This is a genomic window from Eubacterium limosum (assembly GCF_000807675.2).
Classification (GTDB): domain Bacteria; phylum Bacillota; class Clostridia; order Eubacteriales; family Eubacteriaceae; genus Eubacterium; species Eubacterium limosum.
Map to the genome: position 1 here is coordinate 2,188,789 of NZ_CP019962.1, position 12,349 is coordinate 2,201,137.

General features: G+C 49.9%; 7 protein-coding genes. All 7 read left to right on the forward strand.

Translation table 11 applies throughout. From position 1 onward, the window contains the following. Positions 1 to 212 precede the first annotated feature (212 nt). The 7 genes from B2M23_RS10170 (at position 213) to B2M23_RS10200 (ending at position 12,343) form a co-directional block, all read left to right on the forward strand. Entirely contained in the window at positions 213 to 413 is a 201-nt protein-coding gene (locus B2M23_RS10170) for a hypothetical protein (RefSeq protein ID WP_038352611.1), read from the forward strand. A gap of 31 nt (positions 414 to 444) precedes the next feature. After that, complete coding sequence (locus tag B2M23_RS10175; protein ID WP_038352610.1) at positions 445 to 1,674, forward strand: serine hydroxymethyltransferase; 1,230 nt, start codon at positions 445 to 447, stop codon at positions 1,672 to 1,674. 81 nt (positions 1,675 to 1,755) lie between these two features. Beyond that, complete coding sequence (locus B2M23_RS10180; RefSeq protein WP_038352609.1) at positions 1,756 to 3,774, forward strand: Eco57I restriction-modification methylase domain-containing protein; 2,019 nt, start codon at positions 1,756 to 1,758, stop codon at positions 3,772 to 3,774. 30 nt (positions 3,775 to 3,804) lie between these two features. Next, positions 3,805 to 5,145, forward strand: a complete 1,341-nt coding sequence (locus tag B2M23_RS10185; protein ID WP_341455946.1) for a replication-associated recombination protein A — start codon at positions 3,805 to 3,807, stop codon at positions 5,143 to 5,145. 62 nt (positions 5,146 to 5,207) lie between these two features. Next, positions 5,208 to 8,126: an insulinase family protein gene (locus B2M23_RS10190; protein ID WP_038352608.1), complete on the forward strand. Its 2,919-nt coding sequence runs from the start codon at positions 5,208 to 5,210 to the stop codon at positions 8,124 to 8,126. A 14-nt stretch (positions 8,127 to 8,140) separates the two neighbouring features. Next, positions 8,141 to 9,772 (forward strand): D-alanyl-D-alanine carboxypeptidase family protein, encoded by a 1,632-nt coding sequence (locus tag B2M23_RS10195; RefSeq protein WP_052237282.1) that lies wholly within the window; start codon positions 8,141 to 8,143, stop codon positions 9,770 to 9,772. 168 nt (positions 9,773 to 9,940) lie between these two features. Further along, the gene (locus B2M23_RS10200; protein WP_038352607.1) at positions 9,941 to 12,343 is read left to right on the forward strand and encodes a U32 family peptidase; all 2,403 of its coding nucleotides are present in this window, start codon (positions 9,941 to 9,943) and stop codon (positions 12,341 to 12,343) included. The last annotated feature ends 6 nt before the right edge of the window (positions 12,344 to 12,349 follow it).

A 12,349-nucleotide genomic window follows, 5' to 3' on the forward strand; every position in this document is an offset into this window, starting at 1 on the left:
GTCACTCCTTTATAGTAATTTTATACATATATACCTTTACGCAGAATTTCTAAACATTTTATAGTTTTTTTATTTAAGCATTAAAAAGGAACAGGAAAAAATTAAAATCTGCTTGCAATAATGTATTTTCATGTTAAAATAGTATGTAACTAATTTGCAGACGATAGTCTTTGTGTTGAGGACAATTCAAATTGACAAACTTAGGAGAAAATATGAATACTTTTATGAATAGCCTAGCCAGTACGGCCTGGACCATTGTTCCGATCATCTTAATTTTGTTTTTGATGGCCGGAATTATGTTTGTTTTTTACTTTAAAGCAAAAATGGAAGAAATGATGGCCTATGTGAAGAGCATCGCCATCTCGTTAGAAAAACTGTCTAACCGGCAAAATGATAACCAATATTTAAAATAAACAGAAAAAGAGCGTATGTGGAGGAGAAAGAATGAATTTTGAACACGTAAAAAGAGAAGACCCGGAGATCTATGAGTTTATGGAAAAGGAGCTCAAAAGGCAGCAAAGCCATATCGAGCTCATCGCTTCCGAAAACTTTGTTTCAGAGGCTGTGATGGAGGCCATGGGCAGCCATCTGACCAATAAATATGCCGAGGGCGTACCAGGAGCCCGTTATTATGGCGGGTGTGCATTTGTGGATGAGATAGAACGGATCGCGAGAGAACGCGCCAAAGCACTGTTTGGCGCTGACCACGCCAATGTCCAGCCCCATTCCGGCGCACAGGCCAATACAGCAGTGTACTTTGCCGTGCTGGAGCCCGGAGATCTGGTACTGGGGATGCGTTTGGACCAGGGGGGTCATCTGACCCATGGCAGCAAGGTAAACCTTTCAGGAAAATACTTTAATTTTATTTCTTACGGCGTCAGCCCGGACTCTGAGACCATCGACTATGAAGAACTGGAACGGCTGATCGCCCAAAAGAAGCCGAAGCTGGTGGTTGTGGGCGCCAGCTCTTATCCGAGAGCCATTGATTTTGAACGTATCTCAAAGGTCTGTAAGGCCAATGATGCGCTGATGATGGTTGATATGGCGCATATTGCGGGCCTGGTGGCAGCGGGACTGCACCAGAACCCGGTACCCTACGCGGATTTTGTCACTACCACGACCCATAAAACCCTGCGCGGCCCAAGGGGCGGTCTTATCCTGTGCAAGGAGGCCTTTGCTGAAAAAATTGACAAGGCTGTGTTCCCGGGTATCCAGGGGGGACCGCTGATGCACATTATCGCCGGAAAAGCAGTGGCTTTTAAGGAAGCCGCCAGTCCGGAGTTTACAGAATATCAGAAGCAGATCATCAAGAATGCCAAGGCACTGTGCGACGCACTCACCGATAAGGGCTTTCGGATCGTGTCCGGCGGGACCGATAATCATCTGATGCTGGTGGACGTCAGCACTGTTGGACTGACAGGCAAGGAGGCTGACGATATCCTGGGCAGTGTTAACATTACCGCCAATAAAAACGCCATCCCTTACGATAAGCAGAAGCCGACCGTGACAAGCGGTGTGCGTGTGGGAACCCCGGCTGTCACTACCCGCGGCATGAAGGAAGAAGATATGTCAGTCATTGCAGACGCTTTCGAGGCAGCACTGATCAAAAAAGACCTGGAGCTGGCAAAAGAAAAGGTGGCTTATCTGACCCAAAAATATCCTTTGTATGAATAAAAGAGAATTTATGAAGATGCTGTCCATCAGCATCTTTTTTTGTTATAATGGTCTGAGTATGACTAAGGAGTGATTCCCGGGATGAAGGAAATAATACAGAAGATCGATGAGGTCTATAAACGTTACGATTATGTTGAGAATAAGGGCGAGCTTTTGCTCTTTCTCATTAAAATATTGACGCTGAAGTTTTTGGTGGATAATGGCCGCGTCGCTTTAGACAGGAAAAACGCCCAGAAGCTGAGGACAGACTTTACTGTTGGCGGCATCATGCGGGTGTGGAGCCGCGGCGTCTCAAATGCCCATCACTGGACCGATGAGGGAAAACTGATCCTGAGCGGGCTGATTTGGGAAGATGTGAAGCGCTTTATCGAGGACACGGACAGTTTTGAGAATAAAAATGCCGGCGTCATCGGAGAGCTGTATGAGGAGTGTCTGCACCGCAGTCATAAAAAGAACCAGGGGATTTTCTACACGCCGGATGTTTTGGCAGAGTATATGGTTTCGCTGTGTGTGAGCCTAGTGAAAAAAGAAAAAATTCTGGACCCTGCCTGTGGCAGCGGGTCGCTGCTCAGCGCTGCTTATGACTATATCCTGAAGAACACCAAGGATCTGGAAAAGGAGGCCGTGCACAAGCGGCTGCTCCAGAAATCATTGTGCGGTGTGGATAAAGACCCTCTGGCAGTGCTGGTAACCCGGGTCACGCTGGCATTAAAAGGCCCAAAATACTGCTATCCGGCCGGTATCATGGTGGGGGACTGCCTGGATAAGGCCGCGGCCGACTTTAAGGACAGCTCCTTTGATGTGGTGATTGGCAACCCGCCCTACGTTGGGCATAAGGAAATCGACTCGGAATACATGAAACGCCTGAAGGCCTTTTACAGCGATGTTTATCAGAACAAGGGTGATCTATCCTATTGCTTTTTCAAACGCGGCTATGAGCTTCTGAAGGACAAAGGAAGGCTTTTATTCCTGACTTCCCGGTATTTTATGGAAGCCTACAATGCACAGGCCCTCCGGCGGTTTATCCGCGAGCATTTCACCATCAAACGACTCATTGATTTTAACGGCCTGCGTGTCATAGGCGGCATCGGCATTGACCCGGCGTTGAGCCTTCTGGTAAAGGGCAGGGCACCAGCGCGGCATGCGGCACGGGTTTCCCGTTTTTTTGTACAGAAAGGTAAACTGCGGGAAACGCCCGTCTATATCGAGGATCTGGAGAGCGGCCAGCCAAAGCTTCACGAGGACTTTAAGACGCGCCAGAGCCAGCTGGATGATGGCCTGTGGCGGCTGTACGGCCCCAGGACAAAAATGGTCGTGGAAAAAATTGAGAAGCACGCACCTTTTACCCTGGAAAATCTGGTGGACAGCTTTCAGGGGATCATCACAGGCAATGACAAAGCCTTTATCTTTGACAATGATGAGCTGGATGCGTATAACTTCAACCCGCAGTTTCTGCATCCCTGGATAAAAAATCGGAACGTGCATGCCTTTGAGATTACTCCGCCGGGCAAGCAAATTTTGTATACCAATGAGATCGAGGCCATCGAGAAACACCCCTATGAGGAAGTTTACCTGAAGCAGTTCAGGGAAAAGCTGACCAGCCGGCGGGAATGTAAAAGCGGCCGCCTGCCCTGGTATGCTATCCAATGGGGAAGAAACCTCGAGTGTTTTATGAAAAAAAAGATCATCTTCCCATATAAGGCAAAGGACAACCGTTTTGCCATTGATAAGAATCGCTATTTCTTCAGTGCAGACATTTATGGTCTTACACTGAAGAACCGCCTGTACAGCCAGGTGAATGAGGAGTTTTTAGTGCTGCTGCTCAACAGCCGCCTTTATAACTTTTACTTTAAGTCTTTTGCTAAAAAGCTTGGCGTTGACTTATATGAGTATTATCCCAATACTGTGCTAAAGTTGAAAATTCCTGACGTAAGCATGGAAATTTCGGACAAATTTAAGGGTTTTTATGATAAAATTATAAACTTGACTGAGACTACCCAGAAGAAAGATCGGGAATCCTTACTTTTTGAGGTTGACCGCTGGCTTTACGGGTATTTTGACATAAATGAAGAAGAAATCAACTGGATTGAAAAACAGTAAAAACAAATGATAGAAACGGGGTGAGGCATCGTGCAGGCATCTTTTTTTGACATGAACTATGAAAACCAGATCGAGGACAACGCACCGCTGTCGGTGAGGATGCGTCCAACCACACTGGATGAGTTTGTCGGACAGTCCCATATTATTGGAAAAGGTAAGCTGCTTTATCGTCTTATTGAGGCGGACAAGCTTTCGTCGGTGGTTTTTTATGGTCCTCCGGGAACCGGCAAGACCACATTGGCCAAGATTATAGCCCACCGGACACAGGCTGCTTTTTACGAGCTGAACGCCGTAACCTCCGGTAAAAAAGAAATTACAGAAATTTTAGACAAGGCGAAGGATAATTTGGGTATCTATAACCGTAAGTCGATTCTTTTTATCGACGAAATCCATCGCTTTAATAAGGCGCAGCAGGATGCATTACTGCCAAGCGTGGAAGGCGGACTGGTGGTGCTGATCGGTGCGACGACGGAGAACCCTTATTTTGAAATTAATTCGCCGCTTTTGTCACGGTCGACGATCTTTGAATTTAAGACCCTGACAGACGATGAGATCAAGGGGCTGCTGCGACGGGCCGTTTCTGACAAGAAGAAGGGCTACGGCAGTATGAAGGTCAAGGTGGACGAGGAAGCCCTTGATCATCTGACAGCCGTCTCCAACGGGGACGTGCGACGCGCGCTCAATGCGCTGGAGCTCGGGATACTGACCAAGGAGAAGGGCGATCAGGGTTATATCCATATTGACCTTGAAACAGCCCAGGAGTGTATCCAGAAAAAGGCTGTGCAGTATGATAAAAAAGGTGACAACCACTACGACACCATCTCGGCCTTTATTAAAAGCATTCGGGGCTCAGACCCTGATGCGGCCCTTTACTGGCTGGCCAAGATGCTGGAAGCCGGGGAAGACCCTAAATTCATCGCAAGACGGATTGTGATCTCCGCCTCCGAGGACATCGGAAACGCAGAGCCCATGGCGCTGATGGTGGCCATAGCTGCCGCCAGGGCTGTCGAAATGATCGGGCTGCCCGAGGCGCGCATCAACCTGGCTCAGGCGGTAACCTTTCTGGCCTCTGCGCCAAAGAGTAACGCCTCCTACGCTGGTCTGGACGCCGCAGCGTCCGCGGTGAGGCATCAGTCCAATTCTGAGGTGCCGGGGCACCTGAGAGACTCCCATTACCCGGGCAGTGAGAAGCTGGGCAGAGGGCTGAACTACGTTTACCCCCACAGCCATCCGGGCAACTACTATCCCCAGCAGTACCTGCCGGATGATTTGACCGGAATACGGTTTTACGAGCCGACAGAGAACGGCTATGAACGAAAGATCAAAGACCGCCTGGAGCACCTGAAAAACTGGGAAGTAAAAACAAAATAAAAATAATATAGATAAAAGTACGCGATGAACCGCATCAAAATATGAAAATAAGGAGAAACAGATTGAAAGTACACGACAACCACCATGGATTCACCCTTTTGAGGGAGGAAAATATCGAAGAAGTAAACGGCGTTGCCCGGGTTTTTGAGCATGACAAAACCGGGGCCCGCCTCATCTATATATCCAACGATGATGATAACAAGGTGTTCCACATTGGGTTCAGAACACCCTCGGACAACAGTACCGGTGTAGCCCATATTATGGAGCATTCCGTTTTATGCGGCTCTAGAAAATACCCGGTCAAGGAGCCTTTTGTAGAGCTGGCCAAGGGTTCCATGAACACTTTTTTAAACGCTATGACCTACCCGGACAAGACGGTCTATCCCATTGCCAGCACCAACGACAAGGATTTTATGAATCTGATGGACGTCTATCTGGATGCGGTGTTTTATCCAGACATTTACAATACGCCGCATATCTTCCATCAGGAGGGATGGCACTACCATCTTGAAAACAAGGAGGACCCCATTACCTATAACGGCGTGGTCTACAATGAGATGAAGGGCGTTTATTCAAGCCCCGAGGAAGTGCTGCAGCGTAAAATCTTCCAGACCCTTTATCCAGATTCTATCTATGGTGAGGAGTCTGGCGGCTACCCGGAAAATATTCCGGACCTTACATTTGAAGACTTTGCCGCATTCCATAAAAAGTTGTACCATCCGTCCAATTCCTATATTTACCTTTACGGTGACGGCGATATGGACGCCCATTTAAAATATCTGGATGAGGCCTATCTGAGCCAGTTTGACCGTGCCGATATTGACAGCGAGATTCCGATTCAGGTACCTTTTGAAGAAATGGCCGTGGCTTCAGACAGCTACCCGATTCCGTCGGATGAGGACCAGAAAAACAAGGACTATCTCTCTCTGAGCTATGTGCTGGAAAATGAGCCGACCTTTGAGGATATACTGGCCTTTGACGTGCTGGGCCACATTCTGCTTGGTGCAAACTCCGCACCGCTCAAGAAGGCGCTCTTAGATCTTAACATTTGTAAAGAGGTGGATTACGCTTATTCCAGCTCTATGAAGCAGCCCTATTTTTCCATTGTGCTCAAACATACGGATGAAAAATATAAGGAGCTGTTTATTGAGACAGTGGAAAAGACCCTGGAAGATCTGGTGAAAAACGGTCTTGATAAGCGCAGCGTGGAAGCTGGCATCAACATCAATGAATTTATGCTCATCGAGGGTGAGTATGGCTCCTACCCCAAAGGTCTGATGTACGGACTGGAAATGTTCGATACCTGGCTTTATGGCGGCGACCCGCTTTCACATCTGAAGTATCGCGATGCGATTTCCAAGCTTCGTATGAGCAGTGAAAACCGGGGTTTTGAAGCTCTGATCGCGCGTTATCTGCTGGGCAACCCGCACCAGGCATTTGTGAGCATTCACCCGGACAGCAGTCTGGCTGAAAAGAAAGAAAAGGCCTTCAGCGATAAGCTGGAAGCCTATAAGAAATCCCTGTCACCAGAAGAACTGGATGACCTGGTGGCGGATACACAGGCGCTTTTAGAACGTCAGAACACCGAGGACAGTCCTGAAGCCCTCGAGAGTATTCCGAAGCTGAGCCTTGATGAAATCAATAAAAAGGCCCGCAAGGTGGTACTTTATGAAGAAGAATTCAAAGGGCATAAGCTGCTTTATCATCCGGGGTATACCGGAGGTATCGCTTATGTCAAGTTCTACTTTGACACGCACACCGTCCCCCAGGAGGATCTGAAATATCTGTCTCTGGTCAATAAAATCATTGGCCGGGTCAGTACTGAGGATTATGACTATGAACGCCTGAACCAGGAGATTGAGATCAGTACTGGCGGCATCTCTTCCAGTGTTGAAACCTACGATAACATCAAAGAGAGCGGACGCTACGAGAGTAAATTTGCCATCAAGGGCAAGGCCGTAGTTGCCAATGTCAAGCGTCTGCTGGAGCTCATCGAATCCACGATTTTACGGAGCCGCTTTGACGAGCGCCATCTGATTGAGGACATTGTCGGTGAAATCCGTATGAATAAGGAAAACCAGTTCCTGATGGGCGGCCACACAGTGAGTGTCCAGCGTCTTCAGTCCTACTATTCCCAGTCAGCCAGAATGTTTGAAGAACTTGGCGGTGTTGAGTTTTACCAGTTCCTGGCAGATCTCGACGATCATTTTGACGAACGCTGGGAAGAGCTGTCTGCTAAACTGAAGGAAGTTGCGAATACGATCTTTAATAAAAAAGGCATGATCATCAGCATCACTGGTGACAAGGATCTGAAAGAGCCAGTGCTTGAAGCTGTGGGCAGTTTTTTAGAAAACCTGCCGGACCGTGATCTGGAAACCTATCGTTACCATTTTGATCTGGAGGTTAAGGATGAGGGCTTTATGACAGCCGCCAAGATCCAGTATGTTTCCAAAGGCTTTAACATTCGTGATCTGGGCTACACCTACAATGGCAGTATGCTGGTGCTTAAATCCATCCTGGCTATGGACTACCTCTGGAACCGTATCCGTGTCCAGGGAGGGGCCTATGGCGCACATTTTGGCATCAACCGGGCCGGTGAGCTTTACTTTGCCTCTTTCCGTGACCCGAACCTGTCCAAAACACTGGACGCCTATAACGAAGCCTTTGAATACGTCGAAAATCTGGATGTTTCCAGACGTGAAATGGAAAAATACATTATCGGAACCATCAGCAGCAAGGATGTGCCTTTATCGACAGCCTTGAAAGCAGACTCGGCTGATACCATGTATTTTAACAAGACCACCCAGGAGGATCTCCAGAAGGAACGAGATGAAATTCTGGGGACGACGAATGAAAGCCTGCGCGGCACCGCGGCCATGATTCGTGAGGCTATGGATAAAAATGTGCTCTGCGTCATTGGGAGCGAGGAAGCAGTGCGCGCAGCCGAGGATGAGTTTAAAGAAATAAAATACATTAAATAGTGTGGCGGGGATCAATGAAGAGGAAAATTATTTCAGTTTTAGGGGCTTTGCTGCTGGCCTTTGGGGTCTTTGGCAGCAGTGCGTGGGCGGCGATGCCGTCCTTTGGCCCCGACGAGGGAGTTGTTGTCTTTGAGGTAAACAGCGGCGATGTTCTGGTGGAACAAAACGCAGACGAACGCTACTACCCGGCCAGCACGACAAAGCTTATGACCGCTTTAACGGCTCTGGATTATGTGGGCTCAAGCCTGAATGATAAGGTAACCGTTGGCGATGAGGTTAAGCTCATCGGCTACGAGAGCAGCGTAGCCCATCTTGAGGTTGGAGAAATCTATACCTGGGAACAGCTGCTGTACGCGCTGCTGCTGCCGTCGGGCAATGACGCGGCCAACGTGATCGCGGCCAATATCGGGCGTAAGATCAGCGGAAATGAAAAGATGGATTATAACCAGGCCATGACGGTTTTTGTGGATCAAATGAACGCTAAGGCACAGCAGATGGGCCTTAAGAATACACATTTTAAAAATGCCCACGGCCTTCACGATCCCGACCATTACACCACGCCAGCGGATATGGCGGTGATCGGGAAGACCGCCTTTTCCAATGAGACCATCTCAAAGGTGGAGGGAACCAAAGTCTATGAAATGACCACCAACCGCGGCGAACCGCAGAAATGGAAAAATACCGACATGCTTCTCTACAAGGACGCCGCCGACTACGGCGGAACCATCGAGGAGGGAAGAACCGATAATCCTTACTACAATGCCAAGGCAAAGGGCGGCAAGACCGGCAACACCGATGAAGCCGGCCGCTGCTTTGTCTATAACGCCGAGGATGGTGACGCCAAGATTGTCGGGGTGATCATGAAAGGCGACGAAAAGGGGATTTTTGCCGAGGCCAGCAATACCATCAACGCTGCCTTTGATGACAACCGCTTGCTGGACTGGACCGATGATTCCGGCCATTATAAAGATTTTACGGTGATCAATGCCCACTATAAGGACGGCAAAAATCTGTCGGTTAAGACAAAGGAAGCCTACAGCTCCATGATCCCCAAGGGTCAGGAAGACAAATATACTGCCAAGGTCTCCTGGGACACCAGCCTTCTGGCTGATACCGACAAAGGGCTGAAAGTAGTGGGGGACATTGAGCCCGACGCTCAGGTCGGGACACTGACCATCTACGAGGGCACCGACTCGGTAAAATCGACACCGCTATACGCCCAGAATCAGATTCGTCCCAGAAATTTCTGGGATTATCTGAGAATTGCAGCCTTTATCGGCATTCCACTGCTGGTGATTCTGTTTATCTTTTTCCGTTTTTATGTTTACCGCAAACGGAGAATCATGCGGGAAAAACAGGCCCGGGCCCGAAGAAGGGCGAAACGGAAACTCTATGAATCTCAGGGCTATACCGGATCAGAGACACCTCCGCGAAAAACCACCACCGGTGAGCCGCCGCGCAGGCCCCAGCAAAAACGCCCATCTGGCAGCGCGCCAAGGAAAAAAACCTCAGGCTCAGCTTCACCGGGAAGACCTGTGGAGCGCAATGCTACCGCACGGCCGGTACAAAAGAAAAAACGCCCAACCTCTGGGCAGTCGGGCAGCCGCTCGCAGCAAGGCCCGCGAACAGGCACAAAAAAGCGATAAAAACTGAATAAATACACACAAAGCCCCGGACAAGCGCTGTCCGGGGCTTTGTGTGTGCGAAAGATTTGCGATTTATTGATTCTGTTCATGATTACATATTTTGTTTTGCCGTTAAAAAGGTTATAATAGACCAATGGTTTATACGATAAAATAAAGGAGGCGGGGACAATGTACAAAATACCTGAGCTGCTGGCGCCGGCCGGCACCCTGGAGAGCATCCGCGCGGCCATAAACGGTGGGGCAGACGCGGTCTATTTTGGCGGCAAGGCCTTTAACGCCAGACGCAACGCGGGCAATATGGACGAGATGGAAATGACAGAAGCTGTGGCGCTGTGCAGGCAGTATGGCGTAAAAGTCTATGTGACACTCAACATTCTCATCAAGGATGAAGAGTTTGAAGATCTGGTACATTATCTGAACTTTCTGGCAGGTCTGGGCATTGACGGCCTTATTGTCCAGGACCCAGGGCTGATCTTTCTGCTGCAAAAATATTTTCCGGAGTTCAGGCTCCAGACCAGTACCCAGGGATCTGTGTACGGCCTTGAGGGTACCCTGTTCTTTGAAAAGCTGGGCTTTATGCGGGTGGTGCTTCCAAGGGAGATGCCCATTTCAGAAGCAGACATGGTCGCTGGTCAAACCCGGGTAGAGGTCAAGCTTTTCTGTCATGGTGCGCTCTGTTATGCCTACTCAGGTCAGTGTCTGATGAGCAGCATGATCGGTGGCAGAAGCGGTAACCGAGGACTCTGTGCCCAGCCCTGCCGTAAAAAATATCAGCTGAGAGACGCAGATAAGCACCTGATTAAGGAGGGCTATCTGCTCAGTATGAAGGACTTGAACATTAGAGACAGGCTTAATGAGGTGGCACAGGCGGGCATTGACTCGCTGAAGATTGAGGGGCGGATGAAAAGTCCCGAGTACGTGTACGCTGTGACCCGGGCCTACCGTGAAGCTCTGGACGCTGTGGACGAAAAAGGAAAGACACCGTCCATCACGGAAAAAGAGCTGGCTCAGGTGTTTAACCGTTCCTTCACAGAGGGCCGTCTTTTTAGTGACCCGCAAGTCATTGGTGATGTGGTGGGGCGCAACCGGGGGACTTTGGCAGGCCATATTATTGGCTGTGAGAGTGGCAGGCTTTTGATCGAGGCTCTGCCGGATACAGTCTTTTCAGTGGGCGACGGCCTGTCTTTTGGGGAGGGCTCTGAAATGGGAATGCGGATTGATGCGCTTTTCGATTTAAAGGGACGCCCGTTAACCGCAGAAAAACCGGGTATAAAGGTTAAGGTGCCGAGCCGGTTTAAGGTACCTGTTGACACACCTGTCTACCGTAACCACGACGCCCGCCTGACCAGACGGCTGAAGCGTGCGAGCCGGGCGGCGGAGCCAGCCGGGCAGCAGCCTGTGCGCTTCAGGCTGAGGCTGGCCCTCGGTGAACCGGCAGAGGTTACCGCGGAGGCGGGAGAGCAGGTGGTGACCAGAGTTTCAGATATCACGCCAACAGCGGCCCAGAAGCTGCCGCTGACCTGTGAGATGCTGTCCGGGCAGTTTGAACGGCTGGGAGATACGGGCTATCAGTTTGGTGGTTTGGACGCAGACATCGAGCCGGGAATTTTCTTATCAAAGGGCGAGCTGAACGCGCTGCGCCGGGAGATCGTGGAAGCTCTGGACGCAGAACAGAAAGAAGAAAAGCCTGTGCCGGTGGTCTTTTCACTCAGCCATGAGCTGCCAGTCAAGCGGGAGGTTAAAAAGCCGCTCCTGTCGCTGGAGCCCGTTGGCAGGGCAGATTTTGAAGCGCTCTGCGGCCTGGCTGTGGATGAGCTGGTGCTTCCGGTACAAGACCTCAGCAGGCCCCAGGACTGTGAGAGACCCATTGCATGCGCCCACGAATGCGGTAAGCGCGTGCTGCTCGCCTTTCCAAGGATCATGGACACCGCAGCGTCCGCACGGCTAAAGGCTCGTCTTGAAGATTTCTGCGGCCTGCACCACGATGGCATACTTATAAAGAATTATGAGGTACTGAACCTGTTTCAGAACAGACCGGTTTATAAAGAAGCAGACCAGCCTTTTAACCTGCTTAACGCTCTGGCTATGAAGCAGCTAAAAGAATGGCAGGTGGACGGCGGTGTGCTGTCACCAGAGCTGAGTGCCGCGGAGGCTGCTGGGCTGGCAAAGCGCTCAGCCATCAGCTGTGTGCTGCCCGTATATGGCCGTCAGGAGATTATGGTGAGCGCCAACTGTGTGTACAACTGTGCGGACAAGCAATGCGAAGGTTGTCAGAGATACCAGGGCTGGGCAGCCCTGACCGACGAGCGGGGCGCCTCCTTTCCGCTGCGCAAGGACACAGACAACATTATTCATATCTACAACGGCGATGTGCTTCTCTTAAAAGAGGAGCTGAAGCGCCAGAAGCATATTGATAAATGGCGGATTTACGCTACAGACGAAGGATCAGAAGAGCTGGAGAATGTGGTAAGCTACTACCGAAACGCGCTTGATAAGGGTGCTTTCGGTCCTATGCCCGGCCGTGCCGGAGTCCGCTATACAAAAGGAAATTTTAAACGAGGAGTCGAATAGTAATAA